19 protein-coding genes are annotated in these 19,377 nt (G+C 62.4%); 11 read left to right on the top strand and 8 right to left on the bottom strand.

The window, feature by feature from the left end; translation table 11 throughout:
• The first annotated feature begins 11 nt into the window (after positions 1-11).
• Genes NO932_RS14365 through NO932_RS14355 form a run of 3 tightly spaced genes read left to right on the top strand, consistent with a single transcriptional unit; the run spans position 12 to position 2,862 of the window.
• Positions 12-1,196 (top strand): ABC transporter permease, encoded by a 1,185-nt coding sequence (locus NO932_RS14365; protein WP_375142761.1) that lies wholly within the window; start codon positions 12-14, stop codon positions 1,194-1,196.
• On the top strand, positions 1,193-2,128 hold the full coding sequence (locus NO932_RS14360) for an ABC transporter ATP-binding protein (RefSeq protein ID WP_309207973.1): 936 nt from the start codon (positions 1,193-1,195) through the stop codon (positions 2,126-2,128). The genes NO932_RS14365 and NO932_RS14360 overlap by 4 nt, the downstream gene beginning before the upstream one ends.
• Positions 2,125-2,862 (top strand): ABC transporter permease, encoded by a 738-nt coding sequence (locus NO932_RS14355; protein WP_309207972.1) that lies wholly within the window; start codon positions 2,125-2,127, stop codon positions 2,860-2,862. Before NO932_RS14360 ends, NO932_RS14355 begins: the two co-directional genes overlap by 4 nt.
• A 131-nt stretch (positions 2,863-2,993) precedes the next feature.
• Here NO932_RS14355 and NO932_RS14350 read toward each other — a convergent pair whose 3' ends face one another.
• The 5 genes from NO932_RS14350 to NO932_RS14330 form a co-directional block, all read right to left on the bottom strand.
• Positions 2,994-4,130: a M14 family metallopeptidase gene (locus NO932_RS14350; RefSeq protein ID WP_309207971.1), complete on the bottom strand. Its 1,137-nt coding sequence runs from the start codon at positions 4,128-4,130 to the stop codon at positions 2,994-2,996.
• A gap of 4 nt (positions 4,131-4,134) precedes the next feature.
• On the bottom strand, positions 4,135-4,893 hold the full coding sequence (locus NO932_RS14345) for an ABC transporter permease subunit (protein WP_309207970.1): 759 nt from the start codon (positions 4,891-4,893) through the stop codon (positions 4,135-4,137).
• Position 4,894: 1 nt separating this feature from the next.
• Positions 4,895-5,734 (bottom strand): ABC transporter permease subunit, encoded by an 840-nt coding sequence (locus NO932_RS14340; RefSeq protein WP_309207969.1) that lies wholly within the window; start codon positions 5,732-5,734, stop codon positions 4,895-4,897.
• 54 nt (positions 5,735-5,788) lie between these two features.
• A complete protein-coding gene (locus NO932_RS14335) occupies positions 5,789-6,541 on the bottom strand; it encodes a transporter substrate-binding domain-containing protein (RefSeq protein ID WP_309160304.1) in 753 nt (250 codons plus the stop codon).
• A 70-nt stretch (positions 6,542-6,611) separates the two neighbouring features.
• A complete protein-coding gene (locus tag NO932_RS14330; RefSeq protein ID WP_309207968.1) occupies positions 6,612-7,379 on the bottom strand; it encodes an ATP-binding cassette domain-containing protein in 768 nt (255 codons plus the stop codon).
• A gap of 239 nt (positions 7,380-7,618) precedes the next feature.
• On the opposite strand from NO932_RS14330, the gene NO932_RS14325 reads away from it, so the two are divergent.
• Positions 7,619-8,797, top strand: a complete 1,179-nt coding sequence (locus NO932_RS14325) for a GGDEF domain-containing protein (protein ID WP_309207967.1) — start codon at positions 7,619-7,621, stop codon at positions 8,795-8,797.
• Here NO932_RS14325 and sseA read toward each other — a convergent pair.
• Entirely contained in the window at positions 8,783-9,634 is an 852-nt protein-coding gene (sseA, locus tag NO932_RS14320) for a 3-mercaptopyruvate sulfurtransferase (RefSeq protein ID WP_309207966.1), read from the bottom strand. The genes NO932_RS14325 and sseA overlap by 15 nt on opposite strands.
• A 13-nt stretch (positions 9,635-9,647) precedes the next feature.
• A complete protein-coding gene (locus tag NO932_RS14315; RefSeq protein ID WP_309207965.1) occupies positions 9,648-10,589 on the bottom strand; it encodes a nucleoside hydrolase in 942 nt (313 codons plus the stop codon).
• 223 nt (positions 10,590-10,812) lie between these two features.
• Between NO932_RS14315 and rirA the strand changes: the two genes are divergently transcribed.
• Together rirA and NO932_RS14305 are read left to right on the top strand one after the other, a co-directional pair.
• The gene (gene rirA, locus NO932_RS14310; RefSeq protein ID WP_309160309.1) at positions 10,813-11,268 is read left to right on the top strand and encodes an iron-responsive transcriptional regulator RirA; all 456 of its coding nucleotides are present in this window, start codon (positions 10,813-10,815) and stop codon (positions 11,266-11,268) included.
• A 205-nt stretch (positions 11,269-11,473) separates the two neighbouring features.
• Positions 11,474-12,178, top strand: coding sequence for a glutathione S-transferase (locus NO932_RS14305; protein ID WP_309207964.1), 705 nt, complete (start codon positions 11,474-11,476; stop codon positions 12,176-12,178).
• Here the strand turns inward: NO932_RS14305 and NO932_RS14300 are convergent.
• A complete protein-coding gene (locus tag NO932_RS14300) occupies positions 12,175-12,816 on the bottom strand; it encodes a TetR family transcriptional regulator C-terminal domain-containing protein (RefSeq protein ID WP_309207963.1) in 642 nt (213 codons plus the stop codon). The two genes, NO932_RS14305 and NO932_RS14300, sit on opposite strands and share 4 nt — an antisense overlap.
• 186 nt (positions 12,817-13,002) lie before the next feature.
• On the opposite strand from NO932_RS14300, the gene NO932_RS14295 reads away from it, so the two are divergent.
• From NO932_RS14295 to hydA, 5 genes are all read left to right on the top strand, one after another.
• The gene (locus NO932_RS14295) at positions 13,003-14,328 is read left to right on the top strand and encodes an aspartate aminotransferase family protein (RefSeq protein ID WP_309207962.1); all 1,326 of its coding nucleotides are present in this window, start codon (positions 13,003-13,005) and stop codon (positions 14,326-14,328) included.
• A 60-nt stretch (positions 14,329-14,388) separates the two neighbouring features.
• Entirely contained in the window at positions 14,389-15,882 is a 1,494-nt protein-coding gene (locus tag NO932_RS14290) for a CoA-acylating methylmalonate-semialdehyde dehydrogenase (RefSeq protein ID WP_309207961.1), read from the top strand.
• A 17-nt stretch (positions 15,883-15,899) separates the two neighbouring features.
• On the top strand, positions 15,900-17,150 hold the full coding sequence (locus tag NO932_RS14285; RefSeq protein WP_309207960.1) for a Zn-dependent hydrolase: 1,251 nt from the start codon (positions 15,900-15,902) through the stop codon (positions 17,148-17,150).
• Between the two features lie 136 nt (positions 17,151-17,286).
• Positions 17,287-17,793 (top strand): endonuclease domain-containing protein, encoded by a 507-nt coding sequence (locus tag NO932_RS14280; protein WP_309207959.1) that lies wholly within the window; start codon positions 17,287-17,289, stop codon positions 17,791-17,793.
• On the top strand, positions 17,790-19,241 hold the full coding sequence (gene hydA, locus NO932_RS14275) for a dihydropyrimidinase (protein ID WP_309207958.1): 1,452 nt from the start codon (positions 17,790-17,792) through the stop codon (positions 19,239-19,241). Before NO932_RS14280 ends, hydA begins: the two co-directional genes overlap by 4 nt.
• The last annotated feature ends 136 nt before the right edge of the window (positions 19,242-19,377 follow it).

Below are 19,377 nucleotides of genomic sequence, written 5' to 3'. Positions count from 1 at the left end.
TTCATCTCGTCGTGACGACACTCACACACTCCGGGCCGATATCGCGGGGCATCGACAAGCTCGGGGTGGTGGTTGCCGCCCTGGGCCTGTTCGCCCTGGCGTTCCAGCCCTTTCTCGTTTTCCGCGCCAATCGCATCGTGCAGGGCGAAACTCTTGCGGCCTGGGACGTGCTGGGCGCGGGTGGCGTCGCGCTGATCGGCGGCCTTGGGCTGGCGCTGCTCGTCCTGCTCCTGCGCACGCCACTCGCCTGGCGTCTCGCGGTGTCCGGCCTTGCGCTCGGTGCCCTCGCCATAGCCGTCGGCCTGGGGGCAACCGCGTTGATCCCCGAAGGGGACACATATGCGCGGGTTTCGCCGGGGGCGGGCGTCTGGATACTGGTCTTCGCCTTCGCGCTTGCAGTCACCGACGCTCTGGCGCGTTTCAACCTCAAGCCGCTCGCACGCGTGGCGGTGCTGATTGGGGTCGCCGCTGCGCTGGGCGCCATTCTCGTCTCCGGGCTTTGGGACGATCTGGCCGTGATGCGTGAATATCAGAGCCGCCAGAATGCGTTCCTGCGAGAGATTGAAACCCATCTGTTCCTGGCCTTCGGCTCGGTTGCCGCCGCCGTTTTGGTTGGCGTGCCAGTGGGCGTGTTGTGCTATCGCGTTCCCAGGTTGCGCGCCGCGATCCTGGGCAGCCTCAACATCGTTCAGACCATCCCCTCGATGGCGCTTTTCGGGCTCCTGATCGCGCCGATGGCGTGGATCGGCGCCAACGTTCCCGGCGCTGCCGCGATCGGCATTGCCGGCATCGGCTTTGCGCCTGCCTTCCTCGCGCTTTTCGCCTATTCGCTGCTGCCGATCGTCTCCAATACGGTCGTGGGGCTCGACACCGTTCCGCGTGACGCCAATGACGCGGCGCGCGGCATGGGCATGACCAATGGCCAGCGCATGCGAAAAGTGCTGCTGCCACTTGCCTTTCCCGTCATCCTCACCGGCATCCGCATCATCCTTGTCCAAAATATTGGCCTTGCCGTCATTGCCGGCCTGATCGGGGGCGGGGGGCTGGGCACTTTCGTCTTCCAGGGCATCACGCAGACAGCGATGCCGCTGGTGCTATTAGGCGCCATTCCCGCCGTCGCCATGGCGTTTGCCGCGGCGATCGTGCTCGATGCCGGCGTCGAACTCAGCCGCGGCCGCAACTGGGGCACGCCATGATCGAAATCGAAAATCTCTCGAAAACCTATGACGGCCGCCCCGCGGTGGACGATGTGACGCTCACCATTCCCTCCGGTGAGATCGCGACCATCGTGGGCACGTCCGGTTCGGGCAAGACCACGCTGCTGCGCATGATCAACCGGCTGGTCGAGCCCACGGCCGGCAGCATCCGCATCGACGGACGCGACACGCGCGACGTGCCCCCGTACGAGCTGCGCCGGCATATCGGCTATGCCATCCAGGGGCACGGCCTTTTTCCGCATTGGGATGTGGCCCGCAACATCGCGACGGTGCCCCGGCTGCTGGGATGGGACAAGGCCAAGGCTGCGTCTCGGGTCGATGAATTGCTCGATCTTTTCCAGCTCGAACCGGATCAATACCGCAACCGTATGCCCCATGAGCTGTCGGGCGGCCAGAAACAGCGCGTCGGGGTGGCGCGTGCTCTTGCCGCTGGCCCGTCGGTTCTGCTCATGGACGAACCCTTCGGCGCGCTCGATCCCATCATCCGCGCCAAGGCGCAGGCCGATCTTGTCGATATCCAGCGCCGGCTGGGAACCACCATCGTGCTGGTCACCCATGACATGGACGAGGCGATCCGGCTGGGGACGCGCATCGCGGTGATGAGCGAAGGCAAGGTGCTGCAATATGCTTCGCCCGCCGAGATCATCACCCACCCCGCCGACGATTTCGTGGAAGCCATGCTGGGCTCGGGCGACAAGGCGTTCCGGCTGATGACCCTCACCAAGGTAAAGACCGTGGTCGAGCCGGGCACGGCAGAGGGGCAGCCGATCGATTCGGACCTCTCCTTGCGCGACGCCTATTCGGAAATGCTCTGGTCGCAGCGCGATCGCCTCCCGGTGGTGTCGGATGGCAAGCCCGTGGGCATCATCAGCCGCGATGCCCTCGACAAACGCGCCGCCCGCCCGCAATGAAGCTGTCGAACCTCATTCGCCTCGCCGCGCTGGTCCTGCTCGTCGCGTTCATCGTGACGCCGACCAGTTTTGCGCCGATCTTTGCGCCGCTCACCCGCTATGATGCGCCGGCGATCTATACCCAGACCTCCATTCTTTCGCTCACCTTGAGCCATCTGGGGATCGTTGCCGTCGCGACGCTGCTTGCGACGGTGGTCGCGGTCGGGTTCGCCATCCTCGTCACCCGGCCGTTCGGAGAGGAATTCTTGCCGCTTTCGCGCGCCATCGCCAATATCGGCCAGACCTTTCCGCCAGTCGCCGTGCTGGCGCTCGCCGTGCCCATGCTCGGCTTCGGCACCGGGCCAACCCTCGTGGCGCTGTTTCTTTATGGCCTTCTGCCGATCTTCGAAAACGCCATGACCGGGCTTCTCAGCCTGCCGCCTTCGGTCCGCGAGGCGGCACGCGGCTCGGGCATGACAGGCTGGCAGCGGCTGATCGGTGTCGAACTGCCGCTCGCCTTTCCCGTGATCCTCGCCGGCATCCGCCTCTCGGTGGTGATCTCGCTCTCGACGGCAACGATCGGATCGACCGTCGCCGCGCGCACGCTGGGCGAGGTGATCATCGCCGGTCTGCTTTCGGGCAACACGGCTTATGTGCTGCAGGGCGGCCTGATCGTCGGCGCGCTCGCCGTGCTGATCTATGACGGCTTCGTGGTGCTCGAAAAGCGGATCGCCCGGCGCATGGGGCGCAGCTAGAGCGTGTCCAGAAAAGCATGTCCCCGGCGTGACCGGGGATGGAAACGGTTTTGCGGTTCGGACACGCGACAAAACAAAGGGTTAGAGCCAAAGATTTTGATTCAATCAAATCCTTGGCTCTAGTTTCGCGATCAATCCTCGAGGAGATAACCCTCGCGGCCGGGGAGGGGCTCGGTGCCCACGATCTTGGCGATCGAATCACCCGGCACGACGAATTTGGACTGGTTGCGTGAGATCACCCGGCCCGCGGTTCCGGCCAGGACGGACGTACGCTCGGTGAAGGCGCCGGGACCATCGAGGGCGATGAGATCGGCAACCGGCTGCCCCTTTTCCACATGCTCGCCCAGCTCGACCCGATAGGCGAGCAGCCCGGCTTTATCCACGCGCAGCATCTCGGTCGCGCTTAGCGGCAACGGGGCAGGGGCGGGCTCGACGGCTGGCGGAGCGCCGGCAATCAGGCCTTTGGCCTGGAAGAAGGCGAAGAGGCCAGCCGCGTCCTTTTTGCCGATCGCGTCGAACACATCGGGCTGCCCGCGATATTCCAGCGTCGCGGCGCGAGCCGAAAAGGGAATGGGCTTATCGGGGTGGACAGCGCGCAGCCGGGTCCAGAGCGAGGGCCAGACCTCGTCGAACGACCCGCCGCCGGAATCTTCGGCCGTCAACTGGGCCACCGATCCCATGTGATCGGCCAGCTCGGTCAATTCGGCCATGGATTCGGGGGTGACGAACAGGTGCACCAGCGCTTCGTTGTCGCAATGGAGGTCGAGCACGTAGTCCGCGTCATAGGCCTGGGTCATCACCAGATGGCGCAGCTTCTGCATCGCCGTCTGCGGCTGCTGGGCCGCGAGCCATTCGCGCACCGCCGCCCGGATGGTGCGCACATTGGCCTCGGCGTCATCGGTGAGGCGCGGCGCGACGGCCTGGCCGACCGCGGCGAACAGTTCGGGCCAGCGGCGGTTGAAATTGGTGCCGGAGCGGAAATCGTAGCGCCCCACATGATCGCCGAACAGGCGCTGGTTCATGCCCAGCGGATTGACCATGGGCATGATGGTGAACTTTGCCCGCAACTCGCCCCTGGCATCGGCAGCCTCGATGAGGGGCAGCAGATGGTGGATGGCCATGATCCCCGGCTGCTCGTCGGCATGGAGCGCGGCCTGGAGGTACACCTTCTGCCCGGCATCGCCGGGGCCGATCTCAAAGATCGTGAGTTCCGTCGTCGTTCCGGGAGCGTCGGTGTCGATGCGGTGGAGAGTGCGGTTTAGGGGCATGGGTCTATCGAATGTATTTGGGGCGGAAACGCAGACGCGGCGGGGCGGCGTTGCGCTGTTTGGGCATATGGCGCATCAGCCGTTCGTAGATGCGCCCGAAGATGAAGAAGATCACCAGCGAAATCCCAAGGAACCACAGCGCGGCGACGGGGAAGTGAAGGAAGGCGTTGAAGTCGCGCTCGAAGAGGTATTGCGCCGCGTTCATGATGTCGCGCTGGCCGTCGATCACCGGCAGGGTGAGGTAGATGAGGGCGGTGGCGTGGAAGAGGAACACCACTTCATTGGTGTAGGCCGGCCAGGCGATGCGGATCATGTTTGGCCAGGTGACGGTGCGGAACACCTGCCAGGGGCTCATACCGAAGGCGCGGGCCGCCTCGAGTTCGCCGCGCGGCACGGTGCGCAAGGCGCCATAGAGGATTTCCGCCGTATAGGCGGTGGTGTTCATCACCAGCGCCAGGGGGCCGATGAAGAGCGGGTTCATCATCAGCCAGTTGATGCCCCATGGCCGCCAGAGCACCGGGTTCAGCGCCAGCATGATCGAATAGAACATGAAGAGCTGGATGAAGATCGGCGAACCGCGGAAGGCATAGACATAGGCCGAGCAGAGGCGCCGAACGATGGGATTGCCCGAGTTCTTGCCAAGGGCGACCAGCAGGGCCAGCCCGAAACCGATAGGCAGTGAGGCGAGCGCGAAATAGATGTTGTAGAGCGCCGGCTGGGCGAAAAATGCGATCTCGCGCCAGAGGAGGGAAAGCGTTTCCATTCTAGCCCTCCACCGGCATGCCGCGCCGCGCCCATAAGGTGAGCCGGCCAAAGGCTTTTTCGGAAATGAGGGTCACGAGGATATAGAAGACGAAGAGGGCGATGAAATAGGCCCAGCGCCAATCGCCATGGACCAATCCGGCCTGGGGCAGGAAGTTGGGCGATCCCAACTGTCCGGCCCACCAGACGATGTCGGCGATCTGCAGGAGCGAGAGGAGCGATGTGGCCTTGATGAGCAGCATCCAGACATTGGACAGTCCGGGCAGGGCATAGACCCACATCTGGCGGATATGGATGCGGAACAGCACCTGCATCTCGCTCATGCCATAGGCGCGCGCCGCTTCGAGCTGGCCGGACGGCACCGCGCGCATGGCGCCATAGATGACGTTGGCGGCGAAGGCGCCATAGATGATGCCCAGGGAAAGGCAGGCGAGGGCGAGATATTGGTCTGTCGAAAGGATCCAGTTGGCCTCGTTGCAGGGCGGCCAGTTGGCTTGCGTCGCGGCGATGGTTTCGGGCGTGCAGACCTGGGTTGCCAGAACCCACTCGACGCCCTGCTCGAAAGCGAGCGGGAAAAACAGGAAGAACAATACGTCGGGAATGCCCCGCACCATATTGGTGTAGAGCGTGCCGATGACGCGCAGCGGCGCAAAGCGCGACGATTTGGCCGTCGCGCCCAGAACGCCGAACACCAGCGCGAGCACGGCCCCAAAAATCGCGGCTGTGATCGTAAAGCGGAAACTGGCGTACCAGCTCAGATGCTTGCCATTGGTCAGATAGGCGAACCAGAAGGCGAAGTCTTCGCCTAGCCAATCAAAGAGCCAGAAGGCTTCCGATTCCACGTCGTCATCCTATGGAAAACCCGGCGCCGGGGCGCCGGGTTGAAAATTTGCGATTTATTCCGCGAAATAGGGGCCCTGGCCGTCGAACCACTCGGCGATCAGTGCGTCCACGGTCCCGTCTGCCTTGAGCGCGGTCAGCGCTTCGTCGAGCGTGGCGAGCAGTTCGGTGTCTTCCTTGCGAACACCGCCGCCCACGCCGCCGCCGACGCGGACTTCCTCGCCCACGAATTCGAGCGCTCCGCCCGAGTTGGCGACCACCGGATCGAGGGACGAGCCGTCGGCCAGAACCACGTCGACATTGCCGGCAGCAAGGTCGGCGATCGACTGGTCAAAGGTCGCAAAGGCGACGATGGTGTTGTCGTCGCCAAGATTTTCCTCGGCATATCCGGCCTGGATCGTATTGCTCTGGACGCCGATGCGCAGGCCGGTGGCGGTTGCCGGATCGATGCCCGAACCGGCCGCGGCGAGGAATTTCGAGGGATCGGGCGGGAAGTAGTTCTGGGTGAAGTTGATGGTTTCGAGCCGCTCGTCGGTGATCGACATGCCGGCCATGATCACATCGTAATTGCCCGCGATCAGGTTGGGGATGATCGGATCCCATTCGCTCTGCACGAACTCGCAGGTCATGCCGGTGTGTTCGCAGATGGCGTTGGCCAGGTCGATCTCGAAGCCAGCCAACTCGCCCGCGTCATTGACGAAGTTCCAGGGCGCATAAGCCCCTTCGGTGCCCACGCGCAGGACTTCCTGCGCGGTTGCGGCGGTGGAAAGAACGGCCAGCGCGGCCGCCGTAAGGATCACCTTTTTCATTTTTGAGTTCCCTCAGTGCTTTGGTTGGTGAAGTAAAACCGGGTCCCTTTATGCATGATGGCCGCCCCGGTCAGGCGTGACCGGCAGCGCTCAGGAACTGGCGCAACCGGTCGGATTTGGTGGCGCCGAAGACTTCATCGACCGTTCCTTCTTCCTCGATCTTGCCGAGGTGGAGGAAAATGACCCGGTCGGAGACTTCGCGCGCGAATTTCATGTCATGGGTGACCAGCAGCATGGTGCGGCCCTCGTCGGCCAGCATCTTGATGACACGGAGCACCTCGGCTTCCAGTTCTGGATCGAGCGCCGATGTGGGCTCGTCGAACAGCATGATCCTGGGGTTGATGCAGAGCGCGCGCGCTATGGCCGCGCGCTGCTGCTGGCCGCCCGACAGTTGCGCGGGAAACGATTGCGCCTTGTCGGCGATACCCACCTTGTCGAGCAGGCTCATCGCCTGCTCCTTTACCTCTTCGCGCCCCCGCTTTTGCACGAGAACGGGCGCTTCCATAACGTTTTCGAGGATCGTCATGTGCGACCAGAGATTGAAGGACTGGAACACCATGCCCAGCTTGGAGCGGATGCGCTGGAGCTGTGCGGCGTCGGTGGGATGGCGGTGCGGCCCCTCGGCCGAGAGCGAGACAAATTCGCCATCGACGCCGACAGCGCCCTGGTTGGGCACTTCGAGCATGTTGATGCAGCGCAGCAGCGTGGATTTGCCCGATCCCGAAGAACCGATCAGCGAGATGACGTCGCCGGCGCTGGCGCCCAGCGACACGCCCTTGAGCACCTCGATATCGGCGAAGGACTTATGAACGTCCCTTAGCTCCAGAATCTGCTTCATTGCCAGCGGGTTTACCCCATCTCTTTGTTTTTGCCCTCGGGGAGCCGTCCAGACCGAAGGTGTCGCGGCTCCTTGGGGGTGTAGGAAAACAGAAACCGGCTTCGTTAAAAAGCGAAAAGCAACGAAGCGGCGACTTTTCCCGACCAAACGGTAAAAATTGTGCGGTCACCCGATAAGGGTTTGAACACCAGTTGTCGAGGTTCAATACCGCATAAAGTCGTATGGTGATAAAGGTGGGCATGGACGTTACTCAATTCGCTGGCGATATGGGTCTCGATTACAATTCCCTGCTGATGGCATCGGGCGCGGCCGGCATAGCGCTCTGCTTTACGCTTGCCAGTTCGTGGCTGCGGCAGCGTGGTTCCAGTTTCCTGTTCACATGGGCAATGTGCATCGCCATCATTATTGTGGCGATCATCGGATTTTCCACCTTCCACGCCACTGCCCAAAGTCTGCATGCGGTGGTTGCCGGCGTACTGCTGACCACGGCCTTTGCCCTGAGCTATGGAGCATTGACGCAATTCCGCGACGATTGGTTCGACGCGCGCACGGTCATCGTCCTGGCGCTCGCTGGCGCTGCCCCCATCGTCACTTCGGCGTTCATGGGCTTTGATGGTTTGAGCTTCATCTTCATCAATGTGATGTGCGCGATTCTGCTCAGCTTTTGCGGCTATCACTATTGGACCGCCAGAGCGGAATCGCCGGGCCCGATCACCGCGATCGTGGTGTTGCACGCCATGCTTGCCGTCTCCTTTGCCCTGTGTGTGGTCGTGATGGCACTTGAGACGCCGCTCTATCTGGGTGGCAGGGTGCCCGACAATTGGGCCGAGAGCCTTAATCTCTTCGTCTCGGTGATCGCCATCACCGGCATCGGCGGACTGTTCGTGACTATCCATCAGGAGCGCATCAGCCGCCGGCATCAGGCGGAATCGCTGATCGATCCACTGACCGGGCTCAACAACCGCCGCGCCCTGTTCGAGCGATTTCCCACGGGACTGGTGGTTCAGGGCACGGCGCTGGTGGTCTTCGATCTCGACGATTTCAAGGGTCTCAACGATCGCAACGGCCACGCCTTCGGGGATCTGGTCCTTTGCAATTTCGCGAGAATGCTCGCCGAGAACGTTCGTGACGGGGATATAGTCGTGAGACTGGGCGGGGAAGAATTCCTCATCGTCCTTCCCGAAAGCTCGTCCTCCCATGCCCTGGCGCTTGCCGAGCGGGTCCGCGGCCTGATGAGCCGCATGGTCCATCAGGCCGGCGATCAGGCCGTGACGTGCACTGTCAGCGCGGGCGTAGCATTGGCCGAAAAGCCCCAGACGAGCCTCGATACGCTGCTGCGCAAGGCCGACAACGCGCTCTATCTCTCCAAGCGGTCCGGCCGCAACCGAGTCTCGCAGAACGTCTCAAGCGCCGCCTGATCGGGCAGGTCCCGTTTCCACGGGCGCATCGTCACGTCCGCCCCATTCGGTCCATGAGCCGTCATAGAGCCTGACCTTGTCCGCGCCCACCGTCTTGAGGGCCAGCGCTAGCACTGCGGCGGTAACGCCCGATCCGCAGGAGGTGATCACCGGCCTCATGGGATCGATGCCGGCTTCCCGGATGATGGTTGCCAATTGCGCGTCGGATTTGAGGGCGCCGTTTTCGATGAGCTTGTCGAAAGGCAGGTTGCGGCTTGCCGGTATGTGGCCCGATTTCAGCCCGGCCCGAGGCTCGGGCGCTTCGCCGGTAAAGCGCGCCTGGCTCCGGGCATCGAGAATCTGATCGCCGGCAGTACTTGCGGCCAGCACCTGATCGAAGCCGGCGACCGCCTCTGCATCCAGCCGCGCTTCGAACCGGGCCGGGGCCAGGTTCGCGCTGCCCGTTTCGAGCGGGCGCCCTTCGGCGCGCCATTTGGGCCCGCCGCCTTCGAGGATCTTCACCTCACTTGCGCCCATGACGGTAAAGGTCCACCAGGCGCGAGGGGCGGAAAAAAGGCCATGCTCGTCATAGACGACGATGGTCTTGTCCGCCGAAAGCCCAAACGCCCCTGCCATCTCGCCGAAGGTTTTCTCATCGGGCAGCATGTGGGGCAGCCCGCTGCTCGTATCGGCCACGGCATCGATATCGAAAAACACGGCGCCGGGGATGTGCCCTTGTTCAAATTCGGAGCGCCCGTCGCGGCCGGTGTTCGGCATGTGCCAGGAAGCATCGACGATCTGCACGGAGGGATCATCGAGATGGGCAGCGAGCCAATCGGTGGAGACGAAATAGTTCATGGGGAGCAATCCTTTACGGCAGGCGCGCTATGCGCTCGGTGAGCAGGGCATAGAACGCGTCGGCATCGCCCGAGCGGATGAAGCTGGCATTGCGGGGGCGATCGGTGACATGCCAATAGTCGGCGACCGTCATGCCACGGGTCAACGGGCTGGCCGTCTCGATTTCCACATTGCACACCCTTCCTTTGAAGATCTCGGGCGCGAGGAGGTAGGCGATCACGCAAGGGTCATGCAGCGGCGCGCCGGACCAGCCGTATTTCTTGAGATCGAAGCGCTCGGAGAAACCCAGCATCGCCGCAACCGCCGCTCCCGAGCGGTTGCCGACGGCCGAGAACGCGGCCACGCGCTCGGGCGTGCCCAGCATCTGGTGGGTGACGTCGAGCGGCATCATGGTGATCGGCGCGCCGCAGGCAAACACCGTCTTGGCGGCTTCGGGATCGACATAGACGTTGAATTCGGCGGCCGGCGTGATGTTGCCGACCTCGAAATAGGCGCCGCCCATCAGGACGATTTCCTCGATCCTTTCGGCGATATCGGGAGCCTTGATCAGCGCCATGGCCAGATTGGTCAACGGCCCGAGCGCGCAAAGGGTGACGGTTTTTTCCGGCTCGCGACGGATGGTGTCGATGATGAAATCGACGCCGTGCTGGGCCTCGAGGCGAAGCTTGGGCTCTGGCAGGTCCGGTCCGTCGAGGCCGGTCTGGCCATGGACATGTTCCGCCGTGATCAGTTCCCGCATCATCGGAGGGGCACAGCCGGCATAAACCGCAACGTCGCGCCGCCCGGAAAGCTCCACCACCTTCAGCGCGTTCTTGGCATTCTGGGCGAGCCCGACATTGCCGGCGACCGCGACGATTCCCGCGACATCGATTTCCTCGGGGCTGGCCAGGGCCAAGAGGATGGCCACCGCATCGTCCTGGCCGGGGTCGGTGTCGATGATGATCTTGCGTGCCACGGATTGCCTCCAAACCAGGGTTGATGTCGCGGCGCGATCCTAGAGCGTGTCCAGCAAAAGAAAAGGGGTTTGGCGGAGCGGCAAATCCTGAAATGTGCGGTCAGCTTTTCTTGACATAGTTTAGAATTGTTATAATCTTTGCACCGCTTGCGATGAGCTGATGCAAGGCGAATCGCAGCCAGAAATTCCTGCGCAGCCAGGCTGCCAATCCGGGACCATCACGATGAGACTGACACGCCAGTCAAGCTATGCCGTACGCACTCTGATGTACTGCGCCATCAATGCGCCGGACCTTTCCCGGGTCAGCGACATCGCCAAGGCGTATGGCATTTCCGAGCTGTTCCTGTTCAAGCTGATCAAGCCCTTGGTGGAAAACGGTCTGCTGGAAACCGTGCGCGGCCGCCATGGCGGCATCCGGCTCGGTCGCCCGGCCGCCGAGATCACGCTTTTGGACGTGATCAAGCTCACAGAAGAAAACTTCGCCCTGGCGGAATGTTTCGAAGGCGGGGAAACCAATTGCCCGCTGGTCGGCGGGTGCGAACTCAACGGCGCGCTCTATGAAGCGCTCGAAGCCTTCTTTGCCGTGCTGCGCTCCTACACCATCGCCGACCTTACCGACAAGCGACGCGCCATGCGCTCGCGCCTGGGCATCGAAATGCTCGGCATGGAGCTCAACTGATCCCTCCACCTCTAAGTGCGGAACGTTTCGCGCATTTTTTCCCGCGCTTCAAATTATGATCTTTACAGTCATGTTTTGATCGGCTAAACACACTCCTGCAGGAGTGAGGCCTGCCCCTTGGCCCTGTATGCGGAGCGCCAAAGCCGCATACAGGGCCTTTTTATGTCCGCGGGAACCGAGGCGGGGCTCTGCCGGTTAGCGGGGCATGGCTTACGAACTTTTCTATTGGGGCGGCATTCCCGGCCGCGGCGAATTCGTCCGGTTGGCGCTCGAATATGCGGGCGCGGACTATCGCGAGATGAACCGGGAGGGCTCGGTTGCCGACCTCCTCACCGATCCCGAAATCATCACCCCCAGCTTTGCGCCACCCTATCTGCGCGATGGCGATGTCGTCATCGGCCAGACGGCGGCGATCCTTCACTATCTCGGTCCGCGCCTCGGCCTTGCGCCGGACGATGAGGCATCACGCAACTGGATGCTGCAGATTCAGCTCACCATCGCCGACATGGTGGCCGAAGCCCATGACGTGCACCATCCTTTGGGGATGGGGCGCTACTACGAGGATCAGAAGCCCGAATCCAAGCGCCGCGCCGAGGAATTCCGCGCCGATCGCATTCCGAAATTCCTCGCCTGGTTCGCACGCGTGCTCGATCGCAATCCAGATGGTCCCCAGCATCTGGTCGGCGGAGCGGTGAGCTATGTGGACCTGTCGCTGTTCCACCTGATGCGCGGCCTGCAATATGCATTCCCCAGGGCCATGGCGCGGATGGCCGACCGGCATGCGGCGGTGTTTGCCTTGGCCGACAGCCTTGAAGGCGATCCGAAACTGGCCGCGTATCTGAAAAGCGAGCGGCGACTGCCGTTCAACGAAAACGGCATTTTCCGGTATTATCCCGAACTCGACACCTAGCTTTTCTTCGGGTTCAGCCCGTGCAGGTAGAGCTGGTCGAGGAAACGCGCGGCGTCCTCGAACCGGCCCTCGCCGCCGCGTTCGCGCCCGAGAACGGCACGGACCTGAATGTCGAAATCGGCGTAATGCTGTGTGGTGGCCCAGATGGAAAAGATCAGGTGATAGGGGTCGCATTTGGCGATCTTGCCCTCGGCCATCCACCCCCTGATCACCTTGGATTTCTCGTCGACCAGCTCTTTGAGTTCGGTGTGCAGGATATCGTAGAATCCCGGCGCCCCGCGCAGCATCTCGTTGGCGAACAGCCGGCTTTCGCGCGGATAGTCGCGGCTCATTTCCAGCTTGCGGCGGATATAGGACTGGATCTCGGGGAGGGGATCGCCCTCCGCGTTCATCTCGCGCAGCGGCTCGAGCCAGATGTCGAGAATGCGGGCCAGGAGCGGGGCGTGAATGTCTTCCTTGGACTTGAAATAATAGAGCAGGTTGGGCTTGCTCATTCCCGCCGCTTCGGCGATCTGGTCGATGGTCGAGCCGCGGAAGCCGAATTGGGAGAAGACGTCCAGCGCCGCTTCGAGGATCAGTTCCTGCTTTTCGCGCTGGATGCGGGTTACCGGGCGGGGACTTTCAGCATCTGTGCTCATTTTCGGCGATTGCCTCCCACGGGTTTCCTGCGACGAAACCCGGTGCCCTTCTCTTTAGCAGAGCGGGCGATGAATTATACCCCTTGAACCTGCGACCGAGAGTGCTAGAATTTTTCCATTCGGTCAAAAAAATTCTGGCCGAATTCAACAACCGGCACGCCTCATGATGCCGGAAAGGGAACATCGATGTCTCAGGGTTCGTCCATTCCGAACGACCTTGGCGCCTTTTGGATGCCGTTCACCGCGAACCGGCAGTTCAAGAAGAGTCCGCGCATGTTCGTGGGCGCCAAGGATATGCATTACACCACCGCCGACGGGCGCGAAGTGCTCGATGGCACGGCGGGGCTCTGGTGCGTCAATGCCGGCCATTGCCGTCCGCTGATCACCGAAGCCATCCAGCGCCAGGCCGCCGAGCTCGATTACGCGCCAGCCTTCCAGATGGGACACCCCAAGGCGTTCGAATTGGCCAACCGGCTTGTCGATCTGGCGCCCGACGGGCTCGACCATGTGCTCTACACCAATTCGGGTTCGGAATCGGTGGAAACGGCCCTTAAGGTGGCGCTGGCCTATCAGAAGGCGATCGGGCAGGGGAGCCGCACACGGCTGATCGGGCGCGAGCGCGGCTATCACGGAGTCAATTTCGGTGGCATCTCGGTGGGCGGCATCGTCGCCAACCGCAAGATGTTCGGCACGCTTTTAACGGGCGTCGATCACCTTTCTCACACGCACAATCTGGCCAAAAATGCCTTTTCGCGCGGCGAGCCGCAGCATGGGGTGGAACTGGCCGACGAACTCGAGCGCATTGTCGCGCTTCACGACGCATCGACGATCGCCGCGGTGATCGTCGAACCGGTGGCGGGATCGACGGGGGTTCTGATCCCGCCGCCGGGCTATCTCAAGCGCTTGCGCGAAATCTGCGACAAGCATGGCATCCTTTTGATCTTCGATGAGGTCATCACCGGATACGGACGGCTGGGTACGCCGTTCGCCGCCGATTATTTCGGCGTCACCCCCGATATCATGATCACCGCCAAGGGATTGACCAATGGCGTGATCCCCATGGGGGCGGTGTTCACCTCGGCCAAAATCCACGATGCCTTCATGACCGGGCCCGAGCACCTTATCGAATTTTTCCACGGCTATACCTATTCGGGCAACCCGATCGCCTCGGCTGCCGGGCTTGCAACGCTCGAAACCTACAAGCAGGAAGGGCTTTTGACGCGTGGCCAGGAGCTTGGACCTTATTGGGAGGAGGCGCTGCATTCACTAAAGGATGCGCCCCATGTGATCGACATCCGCAACATTGGCCTCGTCGGCGCCATCGAGCTTGAGTCCATCGCCGGCGAGCCGACGAAGCGGGCCTTTTCGGCCTTCGTCAAGGCGTTCGAAATGGGCGTTCTGATCCGCACCACCGGCGATATCATCGCGCTCTCCCCGCCGCTGATCGTTGAAAAAGCCCATATCGACCGGATCGTGGAAACGCTGGCCGAGATCTTGCGGGGCCTTGAGTAGAATGGAACGTTTATTCTATATCTTAATAGATAAAACAATTGTTCTACGGGAGGCCTGCTGATGCAGATCATCGAAAACGCGATCGCCGGCAGCAGGCGCGTGAGCGCGAGCACCCGCCGATCGCCGGTCTTCAATCCGGCAACCGGCGAACAGATCGCCGAATTGCCGCTTTCGACCACGGCGGAAATCGATGAGGCCGTCGCCAGCGCCAAGGCGGCTCAGGTTTCCTGGGGCAACACGCCGCCGCTCAAGCGTGCCCGGGTGATGTTCAAGTTCAAGGAACTGCTCGACCGTCATGCCGCCGATCTCGCCCGCGAAATCTCGCGCGAGCACGGCAAGACCCATGACGATGCGCTGGGCGAGGTGCAGCGCGGCATCGAATGCGTCGAATATGCCTGCGGTATTCCCGAGCTTTTGAAGGGCACCTTCACCCGCAATGTCGGCCCGGCCATTGATGCCTATGCAGATCGCCAGCCGCTCGGGGTCGTTGCCGGGATCACCCCGTTCAACTTCCCGGCCATGGTGCCCATGTGGATGTATCCGGCGGCGATCGCCTGCGGCAACACTTTCATCCTCAAACCCTCGGAGCGCGACCCTTCCGCGCCCATGCTGGCCTGGAACCTGCTCATGGAAGCAGGCTGCCCCGAAGGGGTGCTCAACGTCGTCCATGGGGACAAGGAAGCTGTCGATCACATCCTCGACCATCCAGATATCAAGGCCGTGAGCTTTGTCGGCTCCACCCCGATCGCGGAATATGTCTATCAGCGCGGCACGAAAGCGGGAAAGCGCGTGCAAGCGCTGGGCGGGGCTAAAAACCACATGGTGATCCTCCCCGATGCGGACCTGGACCAGGCAGCCGATGCGCTGATGGGGGCCGGGTACGGGTCCGCTGGGGAGCGCTGCATGGCGATTTCCGTCGCCGTGCCGGTGGGAGAGCGCACTGCGGATGCACTGATCGAGCGCCTGAAACCGCGCGTCGAAAGCCTCAAGATCGGCCCGGCGACCGACAAGGATGCCGAGATGGGGCCGCTCGTTACCAGCCAGCATCGCGACAAGGTTCTGGGCTATATCGACAAGGGCATCGAAGAGGGCGCCGAACTCGTTGTCGACGGCCGTGGCTTCTCGCTCCAGGGGTATGAGAACGGCTACTATGTCGGCGGCACGCTGTTCGACCGCGTGACGCCCGAGATGACCATCTACCGCGAGGAAATCTTCGGCCCCGTGCTCTCGGTGGTCCGTGCCCCGGCCTATGCCGACGCGGTCAAGATGATCAACGAGCACGAATACGGCAACGGCGTCGCCATCTTCACCCGCGACGGCGATGCGGCGCGCGATTTCGCGGACCGTATCGAAGTGGGCATGGTGGGGGTCAACGTCCCCATCCCCGTGCCGGTCGCCTATCATTCCTTCGGCGGCTGGAAGCGCTCGCTGTTCGGTGACCATTCGATCTACGGGCCGGAGGGCGTGCATTTCTATACGCGCCTCAAGACCGTCACCACGCGCTGGCCGGCGGGGATAAAATCCGGCGCCCAGTTCACATTCCCCACTCTGTAAGAAAGGAGCTCCGGAGCATGCCCCATCTCGGTGACAACCTGAGGATCAATGGCGACAGGCTCTGGGACTCGATCATGGAAATGGCCAAAATCGGCCCAGGCGTCGCCGGCGGCAACAACCGGCAGACCCTGACCGATGCCGACAGGGAAGGCCGCGAACTTTTCAAGAAATGGTGCGACGAAGCCGGCCTCCAGATGGGCGTCGACAGGATGGGCACCATGTTCGCCCGCCGCGAGGGAACCGACCCCGACGCCCTGCCGGTCTATGTCGGCAGCCATCTCGACACCCAGCCCACCGGCGGCAAATATGACGGCGTGCTGGGCGTCCTTGGCGCGCTCGAACTGGTCAGAACCCTCGACGATCTCGGGGTGAAAACCAAACACCCCATCGTCGTCACCAACTGGACCAATGAGGAGGGCACCCGCTTCGCCCCGGCCATGCTGGCCTCGGGCGTATTCGCGGGCGTGCACGAGCTCGATTGGGCCTATGAGCGCACCGACGCCAAGGGTCTCAAATTTGGCGATGAACTCAAACGCATCGGCTGGGTAGGTGACGAAGAGGTTGGCGGGCGCAAGATGAAGGCGTTCTTCGAGCTCCATATCGAACAGGGCCCGATCCTGGAAGCGGAAGGCAAGGATATCGGCGTCGTCACCCACGGGCAGGGCCTATGGTGGTTGCAGGTGACGCTGACCGGCAAGGAGGCTCACACCGGCTCCACCCCCATGCCGATGCGCAGGAATGCCGGGCTGGGCATGGCGCGGATGACCGAGCTCGTCCACCAGATCGCCATGAGCCATCAGCCCGATGCGGTCGGCGCCATCGGCCATGTGGACGTCCACCCCAATTCGCGCAACGTCATTCCCGGCAGGGTGGTCTTCACCATCGATTTCCGCTCCCCGCATCAGGAGATCCTCGACGCGATGAAAGCCCGCTTCGAGGCCGAAGCGCCGGCGATTGCCGAAGAGCTGGGGTTAACGATGGAGATCGAGATCGCCGGCCATTTCGATCCCGTCACCTTCGACGAGAGCTGCGTCACCGCCATCCGCAATGCCGCCGAGCATTTGGGCTACTCGCACCGCAACATCGTTTCGGGCGCCGGCCATGACGCCTGCTGGATCAACAAGCTCTATCCCACCGCCATGGTCATGTGCCCCTGCGTCGATGGGCTGAGCCACAACGAGGCGGAAGAAATCTCCAAGGAATGGGCCACCGCCGGCGCCGACGTGCTGCTGCACGCGGTGCTGGAAACCGCGGAGGTGGTGGGGTGATGAAGAAAGGCCCCTTTACCCGGCTGCCGCGCAGCCGACCTCTCCCCCAGAGGAGAGGTGGCGCTGGGGCTTTTTCGTCTGCCACTACCCACCTGTCCCTTAGGGAAAGACGCGAAGCGGCGGGTGAGGGAGCCTTATGACCACGCTCAAGACGAAGTTCGCGGCAAAGGCCGCCAAAGCGCTCCGAGGGCGAATGACCGATGCCGAGCACAAACTCTGGTATCACCTAAGGAACCGCAATTTCTATGGCTTCAAATTCGTGCGCCAAGCGCCGGTAGGCCCTTACATTGCGGATTTCGCCTGCCGGGAAGCGGATCTAATCATCGAAGTCGATGGCGGACAACACGCTAAATCGGCACACGATGCACACCGCGACACGGTTCTCGCAGAGCATGGCTATGCGGTTTTGCGCTTTTGGAACAATGATGTTCTCGCAAATATCGAGGGCGTACTGATCACATTGGCGCATCATCTTGAAAAGGCCCCCTCACCCGGTCTTCGCTATGCGAAGCCCGACCTCTCCCCCAAGGGAGAGGTGAAACGACGGCCGTCGCCACTGATTACCTCTCCCTTAGGGGGAGAGGTCGACGCGAAGCGGCGGGTGAGGGGGCCTTTACCAAAAGACAAAGGGACATCATCATGAGCACCGTCATCAAAGGTGGCACGATCGTCACCGCCGACCTCACCTACAAGGCCGACGTCAAGATCGAAGGCGACACCATCGTCGAGATCGGCCCGAACCTCTCCGGCGACGAAACCCTCGACGCCACGGGCTGCTATGTGATGCCCGGCGGTATCGATCCGCATACCCATCTCGAAATGCCCTTCATGGGCACCTATTCGAGCGACGACTTCGAATCCGGCACGCGCGCCGCGCTCTCGGGCGGGACGACCATGGTCGTCGATTTCTGCCTCCCCAGCCCCAACCAGTCGCTGCTCGAAGCGCTGTCGATGTGGGACAACAAATCGGGCAAGGCTTCTTGCGATTATTCCTTCCACATGGCGATCACCTGGTGGGGCGAGCAGGTGTTCAACGAAATGGAAGAGGTGGTCAAAAAAGGCATCACCAGCTTCAAGCATTTCATGGCCTATAAGGGCTCGCTCATGGTCAATGACGATGAGCTCTATGCCAGCTTCCAGCGCTGTGCCGCGCTCGGTGCCTTGCCGCTCGTTCATGCCGAAAACGGCGATATCGTCGCGGAGAAATCGGCGCGCCTTCTCGCCGAAGGCAATAACGGCCCTGAGGCCCACGCCTATTCGCGCCCACCGGAAGTGGAAGGCGAAGCCACCAACCGCGCCATCATGATCGCAGATATGGCCGGGGTGCCGCTCTATGTCGTCCACACGAGCTGCGAGGAAAGCCACGAGGCCATCCGCCGGGCGCGGCAGAAGGGCATGCGGGTTTATGGTGAGCCGCTGATCCAGCATCTCGTCCTGGATGAAAGCGAATATTTCGACAAGGATTGGGACCACGCCGCCCGCCGGGTCATGAGCCCGCCCTTCCGCAACAAGCAGCACCAGGATTCGCTCTGGGCGGGCCTAGCCGCCGGCTCGCTCCAGGTGGTCGCCACCGACCATTGCGCCTTCACCACCGACCAGAAGCGCACCGGGATCAACGATTTCACCAAGATCCCCAACGGCACCGGCGGGCTGGAGGATCGCCTGCCGCTGCTCTGGACCTATGGCGTGAACACCGGCCGGCTGACCATGAACGAGTTCGTCGCCGTCACCTCCACCAACATCGCCAAGATCCTCAACTGCTACCCGAAAAAGGGTGCGATCCTCCCAGGCGCAGACGCCGATCTCATCGTCTGGGACCCCCGGCGAAGCAAGACCATCTCGGCCAAGACCCAGCAGTCTGCCATCGATTACAACGTCTTCGAGGGGCACGAGGTCACCGGTCTGCCGCGCTTCGTCCTGACTCGCGGCAAGGTTTCGGTCGAGGAAGACACCATGAAGCACGAGCCCGGCCACGGCCAGTTCGTCGCGCGAGAGCCGAACATGCCGGTCAACACCGCCTTTTCGAAATGGAAGGAACTGACCGCGCCGCGCAAGATCGAGCGCAGCGGCATTCCGGCCAGCGGGGTCTGATCTGGATGAATGGGACGCATCGGAAGGCCCCCTCACCCGGCTGCTTCGCAGCCGACCTCTCCCCCAAAGGAGAGGTGAAAAGGCGAGGCGATGGCGGGGAAATACCTCTCCCTTGGGGGAGAGGTCGCCGCGTGGC

Origin of the sequence: Pelagibacterium sp. 26DY04 (genome assembly GCF_031202305.1) — a bacterium.
GTDB lineage: Bacteria > Pseudomonadota > Alphaproteobacteria > Rhizobiales > Devosiaceae > Pelagibacterium.
The sequence above is the reverse complement of the archived record's forward strand: the minus strand, read 5'-3'. Positions and strand labels throughout refer to the sequence as shown.

Excerpts from the sequence above, each read along its gene's own strand:
- NO932_RS14360 (WP_309207973.1), top strand. The coding sequence starts at position 1,193 with ATGATCGAAATCGAAAATCTCTCGAAAACCTATGACGGCCGCCCCGCG.
- NO932_RS14355 (WP_309207972.1), top strand. The coding sequence starts at position 2,125 with ATGAAGCTGTCGAACCTCATTCGCCTCGCCGCGCTGGTCCTGCTCGTC.
- NO932_RS14350 (WP_309207971.1), bottom strand. The coding sequence starts at position 4,130 with ATGCCCCTAAACCGCACTCTCCACCGCATCGACACCGACGCTCCCGGA.
- NO932_RS14345 (WP_309207970.1), bottom strand. The coding sequence starts at position 4,893 with ATGGAAACGCTTTCCCTCCTCTGGCGCGAGATCGCATTTTTCGCCCAG.
- NO932_RS14335 (WP_309160304.1), bottom strand. The coding sequence starts at position 6,541 with ATGAAAAAGGTGATCCTTACGGCGGCCGCGCTGGCCGTTCTTTCCACC.
- NO932_RS14330 (WP_309207968.1), bottom strand. The coding sequence starts at position 7,379 with ATGAAGCAGATTCTGGAGCTAAGGGACGTTCATAAGTCCTTCGCCGAT.
- NO932_RS14325 (WP_309207967.1), top strand. The coding sequence starts at position 7,619 with ATGGACGTTACTCAATTCGCTGGCGATATGGGTCTCGATTACAATTCC.
- sseA (WP_309207966.1), bottom strand. The coding sequence starts at position 9,634 with ATGAACTATTTCGTCTCCACCGATTGGCTCGCTGCCCATCTCGATGAT.
- rirA (WP_309160309.1), top strand. The coding sequence starts at position 10,813 with ATGAGACTGACACGCCAGTCAAGCTATGCCGTACGCACTCTGATGTAC.
- NO932_RS14305 (WP_309207964.1), top strand. The coding sequence starts at position 11,474 with ATGGCTTACGAACTTTTCTATTGGGGCGGCATTCCCGGCCGCGGCGAA.
- NO932_RS14300 (WP_309207963.1), bottom strand. The coding sequence starts at position 12,816 with ATGAGCACAGATGCTGAAAGTCCCCGCCCGGTAACCCGCATCCAGCGC.
- NO932_RS14295 (WP_309207962.1), top strand. The coding sequence starts at position 13,003 with ATGTCTCAGGGTTCGTCCATTCCGAACGACCTTGGCGCCTTTTGGATG.
- NO932_RS14290 (WP_309207961.1), top strand. The coding sequence starts at position 14,389 with ATGCAGATCATCGAAAACGCGATCGCCGGCAGCAGGCGCGTGAGCGCG.
- NO932_RS14285 (WP_309207960.1), top strand. The coding sequence starts at position 15,900 with ATGCCCCATCTCGGTGACAACCTGAGGATCAATGGCGACAGGCTCTGG.
- NO932_RS14280 (WP_309207959.1), top strand. The coding sequence starts at position 17,287 with ATGACCACGCTCAAGACGAAGTTCGCGGCAAAGGCCGCCAAAGCGCTC.
- hydA (WP_309207958.1), top strand. The coding sequence starts at position 17,790 with ATGAGCACCGTCATCAAAGGTGGCACGATCGTCACCGCCGACCTCACC.